12 protein-coding genes are annotated in these 17,240 nt (G+C 35.5%); 8 read left to right on the top strand and 4 right to left on the bottom strand.

Annotated features, from left to right (window positions below; all coding sequences use genetic code 11):
- The first annotated feature begins 2 nt into the window (after positions 1-2).
- Positions 3-3,023, top strand: coding sequence for a glycosyl hydrolase (locus APS56_RS04775; protein WP_054725365.1), 3,021 nt, complete (start codon positions 3-5; stop codon positions 3,021-3,023).
- Between the two features lie 81 nt (positions 3,024-3,104).
- Positions 3,105-4,424 (top strand): acetylxylan esterase, encoded by a 1,320-nt coding sequence (locus tag APS56_RS04770; protein WP_054725362.1) that lies wholly within the window; start codon positions 3,105-3,107, stop codon positions 4,422-4,424.
- A gap of 1,259 nt (positions 4,425-5,683) precedes the next feature.
- Here APS56_RS04770 and APS56_RS04765 read toward each other — a convergent pair.
- The 3 genes from APS56_RS04765 to APS56_RS04755 are packed head-to-tail and all read right to left on the bottom strand — an operon-like array spanning position 5,684 to position 11,221.
- On the bottom strand, positions 5,684-9,403 hold the full coding sequence (locus APS56_RS04765) for an nSTAND3 domain-containing NTPase (protein ID WP_054725359.1): 3,720 nt from the start codon (positions 9,401-9,403) through the stop codon (positions 5,684-5,686).
- A gap of 2 nt (positions 9,404-9,405) precedes the next feature.
- Positions 9,406-10,248: a nucleotidyl transferase AbiEii/AbiGii toxin family protein gene (locus APS56_RS04760; RefSeq protein ID WP_054725355.1), complete on the bottom strand. Its 843-nt coding sequence runs from the start codon at positions 10,246-10,248 to the stop codon at positions 9,406-9,408.
- Positions 10,223-11,221, bottom strand: coding sequence for a type IV toxin-antitoxin system AbiEi family antitoxin (locus APS56_RS04755; RefSeq protein ID WP_054725352.1), 999 nt, complete (start codon positions 11,219-11,221; stop codon positions 10,223-10,225). The genes APS56_RS04760 and APS56_RS04755 overlap by 26 nt, the downstream gene beginning before the upstream one ends.
- Before the next feature lie 682 nt (positions 11,222-11,903).
- On the opposite strand from APS56_RS04755, the gene APS56_RS04740 reads away from it, so the two are divergent.
- The 6 genes from APS56_RS04740 (at position 11,904) to APS56_RS04715 (ending at position 16,641) form a co-directional block, all read left to right on the top strand.
- Entirely contained in the window at positions 11,904-12,242 is a 339-nt protein-coding gene (locus tag APS56_RS04740; RefSeq protein ID WP_054725343.1) for a single-stranded DNA-binding protein, read from the top strand.
- Between the two features lie 80 nt (positions 12,243-12,322).
- Complete coding sequence (locus APS56_RS04735) at positions 12,323-12,772, top strand: JAB domain-containing protein (RefSeq protein ID WP_054725340.1); 450 nt, start codon at positions 12,323-12,325, stop codon at positions 12,770-12,772.
- Positions 12,773-12,788: 16 nt separating this feature from the next.
- Positions 12,789-12,986: a hypothetical protein gene (locus APS56_RS04730; RefSeq protein ID WP_054731161.1), complete on the top strand. Its 198-nt coding sequence runs from the start codon at positions 12,789-12,791 to the stop codon at positions 12,984-12,986.
- Positions 12,987-13,456: 470 nt separating this feature from the next.
- A complete protein-coding gene (locus tag APS56_RS04725) occupies positions 13,457-14,008 on the top strand; it encodes a BfmA/BtgA family mobilization protein (protein WP_157757605.1) in 552 nt (183 codons plus the stop codon).
- Between the two features lie 2 nt (positions 14,009-14,010).
- Positions 14,011-15,036 carry a MobB family relaxase gene (gene mobB, locus APS56_RS04720; protein WP_054725333.1) on the top strand — a complete coding sequence of 342 codons (1,026 nt, stop codon included), beginning with the start codon at positions 14,011-14,013 and terminating at the stop codon, positions 15,034-15,036.
- A 12-nt stretch (positions 15,037-15,048) separates the two neighbouring features.
- Entirely contained in the window at positions 15,049-16,641 is a 1,593-nt protein-coding gene (locus tag APS56_RS04715) for a type IV secretory system conjugative DNA transfer family protein (RefSeq protein WP_054725330.1), read from the top strand.
- A gap of 85 nt (positions 16,642-16,726) precedes the next feature.
- Here APS56_RS04715 and APS56_RS04710 read toward each other — a convergent pair whose 3' ends face one another.
- Positions 16,727-17,134, bottom strand: coding sequence for a helix-turn-helix domain-containing protein (locus APS56_RS04710; RefSeq protein WP_054725327.1), 408 nt, complete (start codon positions 17,132-17,134; stop codon positions 16,727-16,729).
- Positions 17,135-17,240 lie beyond the last annotated feature (106 nt).

Raw genomic sequence — 17,240 nt, 5'->3', positions numbered from 1 at the left:
TCATGAAACAATTTAGAAAATTGAAAACAGTAATTATGCTCCTGTTTTGTATAGCTATTTCATCCTGTGTTAATACACAAGTATCTAAAACAGATACATTAAAATCAGGATTTACCAGTCCACCGCGTGAAGCCAAACCATTGGTATGGTGGGATTGGGTCAATGGGAATGTAACCAAAGAAGGCATTAAGGCCGATTTGTTAGATATGAAGCGGGTGGGCATCGGAGGTGCCCAACTATTCGATTTGGAGGTGTATATGCCCAAAGGGCCCGTTAGATATGGAACTGATGATTGGTTTGAACACGTTAATTATGCCATGCACATTGCTGATAGTTTGGGCTTAGAATTTCATGTCATGAACTGTCCGGGCTGGTCCGCAAGTGGAGGTCCTTGGAATACGCCTGAAAAATCGATGAAGCAAATCGTTTGGAGTGAAACGCACATTGAAGGAGGAGGGGAACAGATCATTGAGCTTCCGCTACCAGAAATAAAGCATGATTATTTTGAGGACATAGCCGTATTGGCAGTACCTGTCAATTCTCATGATCGTCTTGAGAATTGGGAAAATAAAATAGCTTTTTCTAAGACCCCTCTTAAACGTGACATGGATTCAAAAGAAGCGGATAACAAGGCGATTCAAAAACATCAGGTTTTAAACCTTTCCACAAAGTTGTCGGATGATGGTATGCTAACCTGTAACCTTCCGGCAGGAAATTGGATCATCATGCGTTTTGGTTTTACCTCCACCGGTTCAACAAATCACCCTGCGGTTCCGGAAGGCCATGGATTGGAATGTGATAAGTTAGATGTCGAAAGTGTTAAATTTCAGTTCGATAAGGCCTTAGGGAGGATCATAAAAAATGCCCAACCTTATCTAGGAAGTACATTCAAAGGACTAGTGTTTGATAGTTTTGAAGGAGGCTATCAAAACTGGACAAAAGATTTTCCTAACCAATTCGAGCGAATCAATGGTTATGATTTAACACCATACTTACCAATTCTTGCAGGTGTCATAATAGATTCGAAAGTCACTACGGAAGCCATCTTATATGATTTTAGAGGGACTATCGATAAATTGATTGCTGAGAATTATTTTAAAACGATGCAAGACTTAGCACATGAAAATAAGCTGGTAACCTATGCTGAATCTCAGGGTGGTCCCCTAAATCCTTTTACCGTAAATGAGTATGTGGATGTTCCCATGAATGAATTTTGGCTTAGAAATTACATTCAGAGAGTTCCGTTAATGAAACAATCTGCAGCCTCAGCACATCTCTATAACAAAAGCGTTGTAGGCGCTGAATCTTTTACAGCGATACCAGAATATGGAAAATGGCAAAGTACGCCATTTACACTTAAGAGAGCAGGGGATTGTGCATTTACGGCTGGAATTAACAGATTTATATTTCACACTTACATACACCAGCCTTACGATTATCTAAAACCTGGTTTTACCATGGGAAGATATGGAACGCATTTTGGCCGACAATCAGCATGGTGGGCATATGCCAAGGATTGGATTGATTATATATCCAGATCTCAATTTTTGCTTCAACAAGGTAAAACCATAACCGATATAGGGGTATTGCTAAGTAATGATATGAGATATGATATCCCCGGGGGTGATATTAAGGCGCCATTAGGCTATGATTTAACCATGGCCTACCCACAACATTTAGATAATTCCAAAGTAGTAAATGGCGTTATTGAGTTATCTGATCTAGCACACTGCGAAATGTTGGTTTTAAATGATAGAAGTTCCTATATGGACATTGCAACCCTTAAAAACCTTTATAGATTAGTCAATGAAGGCGCCATTATAGCTGGAAAACCGCCCATGTCTCCTCCGGGTTATAAGGAGATAGAAAATTCAATGGATGAATTTAATGAATTAGTGGATAAGATTTGGGGTGGTTTAGATGATGATCATGCTAGTAAGTCCATAGGAAAAGGTAAGGTGTGGAATACTACAAATTTGGATAAAATAGTTACTATAACCGATTTAAAACCAGATTTAGAATTTATCCCAAACCAGCAGATAGATAGCCTAAGATATATTCATAAGAAAATAGATGATACCGATGTTTACTTTGTAACAAATTTAAGTTCAGCGTTGCAATCTGTAAAAGTTAGTATACGCATTACAGGAAAAAAACCTGAACTATGGGATGCGGCAACAGGAAAAACAAGTGATGTACCCATCTATAAAGTATCTAATTCAACAGAAATACCTTTTAACTTAGAAGCTGGAGGTTCTAGATTTATAGTGTTTAGAGACAAACTCCCATCAAAATGGATTGCTAAAGTAGAGCCAGACATCCTAGAAACATTAGAGACTAACTATTTGGTTAAAGGCGATAAACAGTTGAAAATAGTGTATTCTGATGATAGCATAAAAACACATCTCACTAAGGAGTGCTCCGAACCTATGGACCTGTCAAAATCATGGCAAGTGACATTTATAGAGGGAAGGGGAGCTCCTTCTGAAGCAGTGGCATTTGAAAGTCTTATGTCATGGACAGAACATTCAAATGAGGACATCAAATATTATTCTGGCATTGCCGAATATGCTAAGACATTCACTTTGCCAAATAATTACATCAATAAAGGTCAGAGATGCATATTGAAGCTTGGGGATGTTTATGATGTAGCACAAGTTTCTATAAATGGACATAAACCTGTAATCGTATGGAAAAAGCCAGCCGAGCTTGATGTGACGGATATGCTGGTAAATGGTGAAAATAAAATAACTATAGGCGTTGCTAATCGCTGGATAAACAGATTGATTGGCGACGAACAGATAGAAACGGATATTCTTTACCGTGAAGGATCGGGTAAGTTTACAACAGGAGTGATTGAAGCATTTCCCGATTGGATGCGGGATGAGCAACGTGCCAAAGAGGAGAACAAACGTCACACGTTTACAACCTGGAAACACTACACAGCTGATGCTCCCTTAAAAAAGTCAGGACTTTTAGGCCCGGTTCAGTTGGAGGTGTATAATGAATTTGTTAAATTTTAAATACCATGCTCTTGAAATGGTGGACTTAAAGACTTACGATGTCTATTCAACTACAAGATTATATAAACGAATCTAAGGCTTATGAAACTAATAGTATCTATTGTTTTGACATGTGTTGCTTTTGTTAATGTTTTCGGGCAGAAGCTTCGTGAGAATGGTGACGGTTATACGCTTAAGGTGGCAATAGACCAATCAAAACCGATATACCAGGTCAAGGACGTAATTAGTGGAAGGCTAACGCTAACGAAAAACGGAAATCCAGTTCAACGGGATACAGTGATATGGATTAAAAGTAAAGATAATTATACGCCGACAGCTGAGCGTAAAATGCTAATTATTAAACAGGGAGTTGCAGAATTCAAGGCAAAGTTGGATGAGCCTGGTTTTGTTTTAAACCGTTTTAATTTTAAAACACCTTCAGATACGCTACTATCGAAATTGGTAGGGGTTGCAGTGAATCCTTTAGACATAAAACCGAGTATGGCATGCCCTGTGGATTTTGATTCGTATTGGGAGAGTGAAAAGCGGAAACAGGAATTGCAGCCTTTGGAACCATGGTTTAACCGAATTAGTATCAATGAGCCGGACGTTGAGGTCTATGATGTACAAGCCAATTCATTAGCCGGCCCTTTTTCCGCCTATATGGCCCGACCCCTAAATGCTAAGCCTAATAGTCTTCCTGCAATGATCCTTTTTCATGGTGCCGGGGTAGCCAGTTCCAGATTAAGTGAAGTTATTCGTTGGGCCAAGGAAGGGGTGTGTGTTATCGATTTTAATGTACATGGGCTTGCCAACGGTCAACCCACAAGTTATTACAAAGAATTATACACCGGCCCTCTTAAAAAATATTTTTTAAAAGGTATGGAGTCCCGGGATTCACTGTTTTTCCGTTCCATGATTTTGCGGGTATTTCGTGCCCTTGAGATTATCACCATGCAGTCTGATTGGGATGGAAAAAATCTCATTGCCTTTGGACGAAGTCAAGGAGGCGGACAAGCCATAATTGCTGCGGGCATGGATCCGCGCGTGAATTTGTTGTGTGCTGAAATCCCTGCCTTATGCGACCATACCGGCAATGTGGCTAGTCGTGTGAACGGTTGGCCAAAATTAATGGGGAATGGAGAAACTTACGACAAAGCGGCGCTTCAGGTAGTTCCTTATGTAGATGCGATTAATTTTGCTCAACGTACCAATGCCAAAGCATATGTTACAGTAGGGTTTATTGACTTAAGTTCTCCTCCCACTAGCGTGTATGCTATGTATAATCAGCTAAAAGGAGAAAAGCATATTTTGAACATCTATGATAAAGGTCACGTCGTTTCACCAGAGGGATGGGAGTTTGTGTGCAATGGAGTTAATGACTTCTTGAGTTCAATAAAAAACAATTTAGAAACTAAATAAGCAATTGATGGAAAAATCAGTCGAAGTATTATAGCTGTACAAAAATCTGTATTCTTAAAAAGCATTAGCATAAATCCTAATGTAAAAATTTTTGTAGCTCAGGTTATACCTCGTGGAAAATTGCCTCAGTATTCGTTTGTATCAGAGCAGAATAAGAAAATTTATTCATTAGTAGACAATTATTAAAGAAAGTTTTCTCGTCAAGTTAGTCTTTTTAAGTGATTAATCATTGTACGACTGGATAAGAAATATCAAAAAGAGATGGCGGAAAATGCCAGTGATTGGAGTGGGGAAATTCTAATCTAGAAATAGTAGAATATCTATAACTTTTCAACTATTACAGCACTGTTTTCAAATGCGATTTTTAATCAGCTAGATGAAAAACTGATTAAGAATACAAGTAGTTATGTGTTAATTCCGAAGCGTCTGTCTAAACGGCTTATTGTTTCCTGATGAAAAGGAAGAAGGTAGGTGTTTCGACAACCTATGTTTAGTAGTAAAAACAGAGTAGAATGTACCAGCAAAAAGAGATAGTATTATTAATTATACTAAGGACATTTAGAATTAACTTGTTAGAATTTAAGAGGACATGAATTGATATAGACAATTGTTATATGAGTCAAGAGATGAAACTTGGTACGACATTTGTCTTGCTCTTACTACTTCTTAGTAAGACAGAATTGTTTTATAGTACATAATCCTAACAATTTTTGAAAAAATTATATTTGACAGGTAATGAAAAATTGATGTTTCCCTATTGTTTCATCATTTTATTAATAAAAGAGTGGTAAGACAATAAACTTAGGGTTAGAACTAAAAGTTTGAATTTAGTCGAGACTATATTAAAGTACAAAAAATTAATTTACTAAATTGCATCAAATATTTTAATAACCCGAAGACTAAAAAGTGCATACGTTTTTGCATACGATTTTATAATTTTCAGGGCTTTTGAGCTTAAAATTTGTGCTTAAATCAATTTAAGTGAAGAACTCATAACCCGAAGGTCACTGGTTCGAGTCCAGTTCCCGCTACTAGCAAAGACAAGGGTTTCAAGAAATTGAGACCCTTTTTTTATGGACTGGGTACAACATAGGTACAACATTTTGCCATTTTTGATATTGATATACAATTTGATATTATTTACTGTTGATTAATGCCAAAACAACCACAAAGCTTATATTTATTCAACATAAAGTAGAAATTTTTCAGCTTTTTAAGTGATGGAGCTAGTCTCTGTTTAAATGATTCTCCTACCTTATCTATTCTCTTCTCTTTTTATTTCTTCTATTATATTCCTTATTTCTTTCAATAATTTCTTTAATATAGTTTTGTATCGGTAATAACATTATATCTTCAGGTAAGGAATTTACATAACCTAAAACTTCTTCCCATCTTTTGGCTCTAATCAAATCAGGGTCTTCATTTCCACTCCAAACTGCTTGTTGGTATATCCACCTTACCTTTTCAAAAACAGCCTTATCTTTATTTTTAATCAGATGAGTTTTTATAAAGCTTTCCTTTTCATTTGCGAATTTTTTATGAACTATGTCCATAACAACCGTCAAGTGTTCAGGACTGTTAGTATGTTTTATCATATATGTTCTTAAAAAAGAGATTGCTCTTTTACTTTCTTCAGGTTTTAATTGTTCGAAAAGATTTCCTGTAGGATGGTCACTTATTCCGTAGTAATGTTCTTTGTCAATAATATAATCTAAAATAGATTCCATTCTTTTTATTAAATCTTCATTTTTCCATACAAAATTGTATTTATCGCGATGCTCTCTATTAGGTCTTTTAAGTTCCGGTATACTATAATAGTATTCAAAGTATTCTAAAAGAAATTCAGGATAGAATATACATAGTTGCTCTAATCCTTCGCTATCATAATCAAAATGAGCTTGTGTGAAATCTTGCAGCAAATATGTTTCTTTTAAAATTTTAATATCATCAGTAAATAAATTTACATACTTTTCAAACAGACTACCATAAAAATAGATTCTCAACCCTTCTTTCATCTTTTTGTTCAAAGAAGATAATATCTTATGAAACAACTTCGAGTCTGCTTTTAAATATTTCTCTAAATTTTCAAAAGAAATACTGAAGTTTTCAGAAGCCGTTTGTGACCATTCAACAATACCTATCGCTGTCTTATGATATAATTTTTTAACTTTAAGTCTTTCAAAATAACATAACATTATATTGGTTTTTCTATTATAATCTCCTTTACTAATTGCCTCAAAAATTTCAAGAGATTCCTTTTCTTCAATAAGAAAATTTGAAAATGGCCAATACGGTATATAATTCACTTGATTGTTATCTTTAATTATAGTTTCTAACAATTCTAACCCTTTTTTAAAATCAATTCCAAAAATGGAATTAACTGATATGTCAAAACTGTTTCCAGAGATACTCCATTCAGCATTTGTAGCCTCATATAAATACTTGTAATCTTTATAGAGTAATTCAGGTTCTTTAGAATATATAGAAATTGTATAAGCCTTTATTTCATTGTTCTTTTTTTCCTCATATATTTTATGATCTAATTTATCATCTAGTTCATATCTGTGAACCCCATTTAATACCTGTCTGTTTAAAATTTTATAAAATTGATATAACTCACAGTTAAACGATGTTGAAAGTTCTCTAAAGAATTTATGATTAACCTTAGATCTTTTACACCACCATATTTGTTTTTGTACATATCTACAATGTTCAAACATATTTGGATTTAATTTTTCATTAATGATTTTTAATATAAATTCTAAATCATATTTCATTAACTCTTTATTGTTATCCGGATGCATTGAAGCACAAGATTCTAATAATTCTAAAGACTCATTTTCATACGAATCAAAATGTGTAAAAACTCTATTCCATATATCATATCTTAATTCTTCTATGATTGTTCCTTTCTTGACTTCGTAATTATAAATTGATAAACTGTTACCATATATGGGTTTTACTTGTTGGAATTTATGTTTTAATAGCATTTTCCCTATTACATAAAACAATTCTTTCTCAAGTTGTTTTTCTTCATTTGCCCCTTTTAAAATAATATCTAATAAAGTTCTTTGTTTATAATAGCCATATTGTACATCTTGATAATCAAAACTTAAATATTCTTTTATTGTATAATGAAATTCACTTGCTGTTTCTGGATTACGTCTAATAAATTCTAATGTAGCTAATAAAGCATTCTTTAGGTAGGTAGATGGTCTTCTTGAAAAATGACTTAATAAGCTAAATATGTTTCGCTTTTGTGATGAAAACTCGTTAGTCTCAAAGTTAAATTTGTATTTATCAACTGATTTAGGTTCACCTTGAAGGCCTAACTCAAGCATATATTCAATTGTTTGGTCAGGTATGATAAACCAAAACAATTCATAGAATCCTAATAGATTAATTTTAGAGCTACGCGCAAAATTTAAGAGCACAGATTTAATTGCTTCTACTACGTTTTCGTGATTAAAGCTATTGTTAGCAGATATTACACAATCTTTAAATCGATAATCATATTTTGGAAAATAATTAAATAGTAATATCTCAAAATCTAATGATTTTAATTGAAAAAAAGCTTTGTTAAAAAAATAGATACCTAAGTTTTGCTCTACTATTTTAATTTCTTCTTTATAGATACTTATCAATTCAGACTTTCTTAATAACTCGACATTTGAAACAAAGTCATTTTTATTTAGTTTGAATGTCTTGAGTAAATTATCAAAATCAATAGAATTCATATTTACTGAACTGAAGAAGGTAATCAAAGCCATTGTATTAATAACATTTTCATTTTTTAATTCGCTTGAATCCTTTAAGAAAGTTTTAAAATAAAGGTCAAATGCGTCTTCTGTGTTATTAAGAGCCGACATATCTTGATTAACGCCATCAAGTTTAGCAAGCATAAGAGCAAGTCTAACATTTCCTTTTGCTAAATCTAATATTTTATAAAGTGAATCTTTATTTTTTATACAAAAGGGTTCGGTAGTTAAAATATCTCTTAATTCCTCATCTTTAAGTCTATTGATACTTATAGTTTCGAAATCAAATTCACTAATGTGTTCAGAAAAATCTGTTGCAGCATAATCTCTAACAGTTACAAGTATTTTTACTTTTTTGTAAGAACTATTTTTTAAAAACTGTAAAATCCGTTCAAAATGAGATATTCTATGTGCATCATCAATAAAAAGAATGGTTTGCGAGCCTACCGATAGCTTTCCTTTTAGGTCATCTACAATTGAATCACTGTCAAATGAATTTACCCAAACCATTGTGCTAGGTTGTTCTCTTAGTAGTCTATCTAATACTTCAACACATAATTTAGATTTTCCTGTCCCGGCAGGGCCAGAAATGATTGAAATATGATGCTTATTGATTAATTGAAAAACTTCCTTGATTTCAGTCTCTCTATGTAGAAATGGGTTGTTTAATGGTGTAGCAATTTGTTTGCCAGCACTGTTATAGTTTTTGACAAATGTTTCTAAAGAGACCCACTGGGATTTATCTAAAGGGATGTCTAAATATTTATTACCTATGTCTGTATTTTGTAATAAAATATTTCTCGCAATACGATTGATACCCCAAAAATCCATTAAGATATTTTCTTTTTTGCATAGCTCATTGAGTTGATCACTTTGACCTGGTTTTAACTCAAAACTTGCACAGAATGTGATTGTCTGTATTTTTTCTTTTTTTACTCCAGTCTTTTCTTCATCTATACATTTAGTGAAGTCATTTATAAGCTTATTTAACCCTCCACTTTTATCTTTTGTAATCTCATTAAAAACAAAAAGATCATTATCCAAAAGTATGTAAGAGTCTGGTGTCCCTGATTTTGTTTCTTCTTTTCCTAATGCCATACCAGACCGACCAAAATCTTTGTGAGACGGGTAATTACGTAGTATGATTTCATCGCACATTTCCTGAAATAATGTGCTGTTTAATGAAACTATTTTTGAAACTATTTCAGAAAGTTGAGACATATCTATTTATTTTCAATCAAACCTAATTTAAATTCTTCCAAAATTTGAACGGCATATTCTAAATCCCATTCTCTATTTCTTATCCATTGTTTGGCAATTACTGAATCTTTGGCATTTGCAACGTTATCGTTGATAGTTTTTAAAATTCTATCATTGATGGCTTCTGAAATATTTAAAAACTGGCTTGCTTTTCTCCCTAATACTCTTGCTGCAATTTTGAATTGATCCAAGTCATCTTCTTCCGGAAAGGTATCGTTATGATGTTCTACTATTTCATCAAAATTTAAATCGAAGTAATGTTCTATAATTCTCAAAATATCATATAGGTCGTTATCCCTATCTTCTGGCCTGTCGCTCCAGGCGATTAATTTTAAAACTACCATTCCAGGAAGGGACGGAATCTTTAAAGACTTTTCTTCTATTTGTACGGTTCCGGATTCTTGTAGCACTTCGCTAAAACCTAAAACGTGCAAATCTGTATAGCGTTCATTAAATTGTATGGTGAATTTTTCCTCAATTTCTCCAAAAGGTAATAGGTCAATGGCAATATTTAATCTGTCATTATATAGCGTCCACGGGGCTTCTACTTTGTTAAATCCATATTTGAGAAGTGCTTCAACCACGGCTTCAAATTCCTGTATGGAAGATATCATTATTGCAAAATCAATATCTTTTGTTCCCCTGCTCGGTTTAATACCTCCTTTCAATAGTTCTAAGGCTACCGCACTTGCGCCAATTAGGTAGTATGGTATGTTCAGTTTTACCAATACATCATCGATAATGTCAAAAACCTCTTTAAAATAAGGGATTGCTAATTCCTTATAGGTTTGGTTTGATTTGCTCATTGAAAATTATGTTTGCAGTTTCTTTGCTTCTTTTATCATTCCCGATCATTAGTTCCGCATAAACCAATGCTGTGGGTGCTGTATTCTCGTTAAATTGGGGGTTCCAAAAGAGGTCGTATGCCCATACATCTCCTTCGTCATCTGGAATTAATCTATAGTTGATCATCAGATCTCTTACGGTCTCTTTGGTATATAGGATATACTTTTCCGGACGTAAATGATTGGTGAGTATATCCCCAGCAGGTTCACCCCCCCATACCGTTTTCCCTTGGTTGAACTGTATCTCTTTCCAATCTTGATTTTTATTTTGAAATCTAAAACGTTGCTTAAAAATCGTAGGTCTTAAAGTTTGTTCAAATTCTGTAATCCATCTATTGAGGAGTTCTTCATAATTATTAATGACGTATTCATTCTTATTCAATTTTAAGATGAAGTTGGTGTCCAATAGCCCATTTATAATTAAGGGAATATTTCCCAAGGCTACATTTGTAATCTCAGCAATATCTCTCTGTGTCTGATTTATTAACTGCGGATTTAATAAAAAATGAAATATGACTTTAAGGCCAGTTTTGGTAAATGCTCTATTTCCTTTATCCTTTTTAGTTTTAAGTGTCTTATTCGTATCTATATAAAGGAATATCTCATTATGGTTTATATAGACATTTCCATTGCCCTCTAAATAATTCACGTTATGCTGTCGAAGTTCTTCCTTTACTTTTGGGAATAGTTTTTCGGCAACCAATAGAAAATTTTGAAATTTATTATTGTAATGAAGTATATTGAGTATTTGGTGATTTTTTACATCTTTTTTAATCTCAACCATTAATAAGACTCTCTTATTATTCAAGGTTATATCCAATTCCCCATCTATACCAATATCTTTATTAGGAGCAATGGTTTTCCAGTCCCAAGTAATCGGGATATCCTTCTCTAAATTATGAATTGCATTATTGAAAATATCTAATTCAGTCATTACAAAAATATTTTGTTCATTATTTTTATTTGTTCAGTATTCGTGAACATAATTAATTCGTGAACAAATATATACATTTTTTTGATTATTACACACATATTGTTCAGCACATTCCCCTCCATTTCGCGAAAAGCTACATTTCGGGCAAAGAGCTTCCCTAAAAAAGTCTTGGACACCATCCCCAATTTCTCCTTTCCATTCCGTTAACCCTTCCCGATGATCTGGGAAGGAACACTGCATTCCCAATCCGAAATCGTGAATGGAGTCCGCTCCATCGGAATTCCATTTAATCATTTGGTGCCGCTTCCTATGTATTGGTACTTCACAAAAGCCTTTAAGCCTAGTCCCGCACCCTCACTGTCCCTCCCTTTTTTTGACAGCAAAATACCAACATTTGGAAGTTGAACGGACTGCATAACCGGTCGTGCCTCCCTTTTATAAGTCCTTATCAATTCCAAATATTGAAAGGGACCAAGCAACAAAAAAAGGTAACAGCGTCGGCTCTATGGGAAGTAAATCTAAAATGAATCTTATGAAATCATACAAAATCAATAAAAAGGAAGCGGAACACAAGTTAAAAAAACAAAAGAAGGAAAACGCTCTGGATATACTAAGTAAATCAATAACAAAGCCTTTCTGAAGGGTTCAGAGAGGTCAATATTAACCCTTAAATTTTTTAATTATGAGTACTCTAAAAAACAAAGTACAGTTAATTGGCAACGTTGGGAACGAGCCAGAAACTACAAATCTTGAAAGCGGAAAGAAAGTCACTAAGTTTTCAATTGCTACCAATGAATTTTACGAAGATTCAAAAGGAGAGAAACAACAGGACACCCAATGGCACACGATTGTGGCTTGGGGCAAAACGGCAAATATTATTGAAAAATATGTGGACAAAGGAAAAGAAGTGGCACTTGAAGGTAAATTAACCTCAAGAAGTTATGCGGACAAGAACGGCACAAGACGCTATGTGACCGAAGTGATAGTGAGTGAAATATTGCTACTTGGAAGCAATGAATAAAAAAAATAAAGAGGGCACTAAAACCAGTTTTCAAATAGTATGTGCCCTCTTTTCATTATTAATCTCTAAAGAAAAGAACAATGAAAAACAAAGTTAACGAAATACGGATAAGTTACAAAGAAAACATCGCCCTTTCAAAATCCCCTAGCATCAAAAGTTCAGCCGATGCAGGAAGACTACTTTTTGAAACATGGGACAAAAACACCATTGAGGTACAGGAATCCTTTAAAGTATTGTTATTGAACAACTCCAATAAAATCAAGGGCATCTATCAATTATCAATAGGAGGTATTACAGGTACATTAGTGGATATACGCATTTTATTTGCGGTTATTTTAAAATCCCTTTCGGTAGGGGTGATTTTATCGCACAGCCATCCGAGCGGAAAATTGATGCCCAGTGAAGCGGACAAACAACTCACCGAAAAAATAAAGAACGCAGCTGCTTTCTTTGATGTAAAGGTACTGGACCATATCATCGTTGTTCCAAATGGTGATTATTACAGCTTTTCAGATAATGGTTTGTTATAATTTAAAACTACAAATTATGGTATATCTTAATTATAATAACCTTGATGCACAAACACAAAACCATCTACTTTCCATATCCAAGAAAGATATCGAAAACAGGTTTGGACATGATTTGAAAAAGTACGCCCAAGAGAATCAATTGGATTATGATGAATTATTGGAAGAAGAAGCAACACGGAATCTATATAATTATAAGTACGTGTTCAATATATGATTATTGGATTAAATAAACCTAAAGACTCCATTGGATATGGGGTCTTTTTTTTTGCAATTTATCCTGATTATTTTGAAAATCTGACGTTCCAATTTGAGGTTTTATTGGAAATCATATTTTTTGGTTTCAAAACGAACCATTTGAAACCAATTTGGGTTTGAATTTTACAACCTAATCTAATAACTTTAAAAGAACAGCAACATAGGAAAAAGCAACTGACTTTTTTTAGTCAGGTTGTAGAATATTTTGTCCCGCTAGCGGGACGAAAAGGTATAGCAAGAGGGCAATGCGCTAAAGCGGCATTGCGTTATCTTATAATTTTATAAATAACTGTAAATCAGTTGTTTAATACGTTTAAAATCCTGTTTGTTCCTTGGAACAAACACCAGAATTATGTTAATGCCTTTGGAGACCCCTATAAATACTGGGTCGCATTAACATAATCAAGGAAAAGACCATAACATAAACAAATGAAACGCCGATTTTTAAGCATCAATTTCCATAAGGACACCGTAGAGCGGTTCAAGGGTTTTTGTGCCAAAGTTGGAGGCTCTTATACCGAAACCCTGGATCATATGATGGACTTTTTCGATACCTACCAACTGTCCCCCATGTCCGACCTGGGCCCCAACATGCGGGGCATGGAAGCAAATATCAAAAAGCGCATCAATGCGCTCATCTCAATTGTCAAGGATATCGAAAAGCACCAGACGCAGCCGACGACGGCGATGCTACAATTGTTGTTCGAGCAAACACCTCCCAAACATAAACAGCCCCGTTTGGTCGAGGTCAAACAGGACATCAAGCCTGACCCTTTCTTTGCCACGTCGTTGGAAGCCATCGAACTGAGAAAAGAAAAGAACACCCTCCAAAGGGATTTAAAAGAGACCAAACAACAATTTGAGGATCTCCTGTTTTCCAAGGTACGTATTGTAAAAAGTAGTTTTGGGAAGCCCAAGCTTCAACTGGATATGACCTTGGAAGAATATGAGTCCCTTAAAGAAGAAATCAAAAACAGTTAATTATGTACATCTCTATCACCAAACAACACATGGACACCACCTTTTCAAAAAGCTGCGGCGATTTTGTGGATTATCTGGAAAAGGAAAACAGGGACAAGTCCCTTGAGGTGCAAGAGCACTTTTTTGACCAGCACAACGACCATGTATCCCCCAAGCACATCGTCAAGGACATCGACGGTAATACCGCCAAGCTCAGAAAAAACGAGCCCAAGTTTTATTCCCTCACTATAAGTCCAAGCCAAAGGGAACTGAAGCATATCGACAATGACCCAGAAAAACTACGGCAGTATGTCAGGGAAACCATGAAGGACTACGCCAGTTCCTTTTATAGGGAGACGCCCATATCGGTGGACAGTATAAAATACTATGCCAAGATAGAGTACGAACGTACCTATAAAGGCTTTGATAGGGAAATAAAGGAGAACCAACCTTTTAGGTCACAAATTGTAAAACTGGAAAATGACCTAGTGAAAATCAGAAGAGGGGAGTTGGAGGGCAACAGTCAAGTCATACAAAAAACCATCGAACAGCTCAAGGCAGAAGCCCCACACCACATCAATGGCAAGATGGTCGTGCAGGGAATGAAAAAGCAGGGACTTCAGACCCATGTACATATCATTGTTAGCCGCAAGGATGTAACCAACACGCTCAGTTTATCCCCAGGAAGTTCTCACAAAGCCTCCGAGGTCATCTTGAACGGCAGCCCAGTCAAGCGGGGCTTTGAACGCGACCTGTTTTTTGAAAAGGCAGAAAAGACCTTTGATAAACTCTTTAAATACGAGCGGAACTTTGTAGAAAGCTATACGGCACATAAAATGTACAACAAAGAACCTTACAAGTTCTATGCGCACCTGATGTCACTCCCAACCAATGAAAAAAGTGCCGCCTTTAAGATGATGGGCAAAGCGGGTATACACGTCCCCAACCTGAACATTCCCACCAACCAAGTGCAATTGGCACTGAAAGCCTTCAAACAATTAAAAAAAACGATTGATGTTGCAAAAAACGCAAGCTCCATCGGCATTTAAAAAAACAATCCAATGACAACACCAGTTTTAATAATCAGTATCTATAGCTCATTAATTGCCTTGATGGCTATTGGTTACCGTTATATGCGGTTCGCTTATGGCTTCCATGCCCTAGGCCTATTCATGATAGGTTATTTACTTTACCTCCAACATCCTGACAAGCTCATGGCTCTATTGGGCTATTGGTTCTTGCCCCTAATAATTATCAAAAATATCCTGTTTGTTTGGATTCGCCCAGTTTGGGAGCAGCCTAAAACACAGCGAAAATATTTCATGAAAATCAAGGTAAAGAATGGCACTATAAAACTCCGAAACATCCGTAGGGGTGCCTCCGTTATTGGGTCTGCTGGTAGTGGCAAGACCGAATCAGTGGTCTATAATATGTTAAAGCATTTTCAGCAGTATCAATTTTGCGGTCTTATCCACGATTATAAACATTTTGAGATTACCGAAATGGCGTACCCTCTATATAAGGAATCCAACCGTCCTTTCCATATCATTTCCTTTGATGATATCTATGCCAAGGTGAATCCCATTGCCCCAAGATATGTGGAAGACGAGGAAAGTGTCAATGAAGTATCACGGGTACTCTTGGAAAACCTATTGGAACAAAGGGAATCCATCGCCTCAGGGTCTTCCAAGTTTTTTAATGATGCCGTGGAAGGATTATTGGGAGGACTTATCTGGAAATTGAAGACCGCCCACCCCAAGTATTGCACGCTTCCCCATTTAATCGCTACCTATCAATATTTGGATACCGATAGTCTCATTGATTTTTTGAGTTCCGATTATACCTCTAAGGCTATGGCGAATGCTTTTATTTCAGGAAGGGATTCCGAACGCCAAACGGCAGGGGTGATGAGCACATTGGCGAATGCCTTAAAAAAAATCAGCACCCAACGCATCTTTATGACGCTTTCAGCAGATGAAGTGCCCTTGGATATCAATAACCCTAAAAACCCAGCCGTGGTGTCCATCGTCAACAATCCCAAATTTGAAACCGCTTACTCACCAGTGATTGCCACCATTATCCATACCATGACAAAACAAATGAGTATACGACATCGGGAATCTTCTTTTATCCTTATGGAAGAAGCCCCCACTATCAGGCTGCTCAATATGCACCGAATCCCGGCAACCTTACGGAGCTATGATATCTCTACGGTCTATGTGATGCAGGACAAGACCCAAAACGATATGATGTATGGGGATAAAGCAAGCCGTGCCATATTAAGTAATTTATCCTATCAGTTCTTTGGAAAGGCCAATGACCCCGATACCGCCAAGTATTATGAACGCTTCTTTGAAATTGTCAAAAGACCAACGACCACGATTAGCAAGAGTCAAAATAGCCTGGACTTTGATTCCAGGATCAGCACGGGGGAAAAGGAGGTCAGCAAAATACGTTCGGATGTGTTCTTTCGGTTAAAGGAAGGGGAATTTATCTCTTTTGCAGATGGCAAAGACCGAAAGGTTCAGTTTAAAATGCCAAATATTACCAGGGCATTACCACCACCGATCCATTGCTATAATGATGCAGAGATACAGGCGAACTTTGAACGGATTCATCTTGAGGTCAGACAACTGTTCCAATTGAAATCTTAAACCAAGATTTACCAAAGTTAAAAGCATAAAAAAGGGAATCATTTCAAAATGATTCCTTTTTCAAAAGTATTTTTACTAAGTAATTTTATTTTTCTTTCAATAGCTTTTCTAAATAAGTGATTTTATCTTGTTCAGCTTGTAACAGGCGTTCATAGAGTTTTTTGTTTTCATCGTGAGATTCCATTAGCTTATCTAGTGGATTGAATGTGCAATTATTATTATAAACTTGACCAGTACTGTTATCATAAAAATTACTGAAGTAGTTAAATACTGCTTCATCACTATAATTTTTAATAGCTTCTGATGTCACTCCAAGTGCCTTAGCAATCTGCTCTAATTTATCATCCTCAATATCAGGAGACTGTTCAATTTTCGAAACTGCCTGTTGGCTAATGTTTAGTGCATCAGCAAGTGCTTCCTGTTTCATGCCTCTAAGTTCACGAATACGGCTTATTTTACGTCCGATATGATTTGGTTTTGTAGCTGTTTCCATATTTCAAATATAGTAATAAATCCAATAAAAACACAAGTAAAAAACAACTATGAAAAGGTAAATTACAACTTGTTGTGGTTGGGTACACAGAAAAAGGAATGTTATT

The sequence above is a fragment of the Pseudalgibacter alginicilyticus genome (assembly GCF_001310225.1).
In the GTDB taxonomy this organism is placed as follows: Bacteria; Bacteroidota; Bacteroidia; order Flavobacteriales; family Flavobacteriaceae; genus Pseudalgibacter; species Pseudalgibacter alginicilyticus.
This window is presented reverse-complemented; position numbering and strand designations above follow the sequence as displayed.

Bases quoted from the DNA above. Each gene is read 5' to 3' on its own strand.
- APS56_RS04775 (WP_054725365.1), top strand. From the start codon at position 3: ATGAAACAATTTAGAAAATTGAAAACAGTAATTATGCTCCTGTTTTGT.
- APS56_RS04725 (WP_157757605.1), top strand. From the start codon at position 13,457: ATGAAACGCCGATTTTTAAGCATCAATTTCCATAAGGACACCGTAGAG.
- APS56_RS04710 (WP_054725327.1), bottom strand. From the start codon at position 17,134: ATGGAAACAGCTACAAAACCAAATCATATCGGACGTAAAATAAGCCGT.
- APS56_RS04735 (WP_054725340.1), top strand. From the start codon at position 12,323: ATGAAAAACAAAGTTAACGAAATACGGATAAGTTACAAAGAAAACATC.
- APS56_RS04755 (WP_054725352.1), bottom strand. From the start codon at position 11,221: ATGACTGAATTAGATATTTTCAATAATGCAATTCATAATTTAGAGAAG.
- APS56_RS04770 (WP_054725362.1), top strand. From the start codon at position 3,105: ATGAAACTAATAGTATCTATTGTTTTGACATGTGTTGCTTTTGTTAAT.
- APS56_RS04715 (WP_054725330.1), top strand. From the start codon at position 15,049: ATGACAACACCAGTTTTAATAATCAGTATCTATAGCTCATTAATTGCC.
- APS56_RS04730 (WP_054731161.1), top strand. From the start codon at position 12,789: ATGGTATATCTTAATTATAATAACCTTGATGCACAAACACAAAACCAT.
- APS56_RS04740 (WP_054725343.1), top strand. From the start codon at position 11,904: ATGAGTACTCTAAAAAACAAAGTACAGTTAATTGGCAACGTTGGGAAC.
- APS56_RS04760 (WP_054725355.1), bottom strand. From the start codon at position 10,248: ATGAGCAAATCAAACCAAACCTATAAGGAATTAGCAATCCCTTATTTT.
- mobB (WP_054725333.1), top strand. From the start codon at position 14,011: ATGTACATCTCTATCACCAAACAACACATGGACACCACCTTTTCAAAA.
- APS56_RS04765 (WP_054725359.1), bottom strand. From the start codon at position 9,403: ATGTCTCAACTTTCTGAAATAGTTTCAAAAATAGTTTCATTAAACAGC.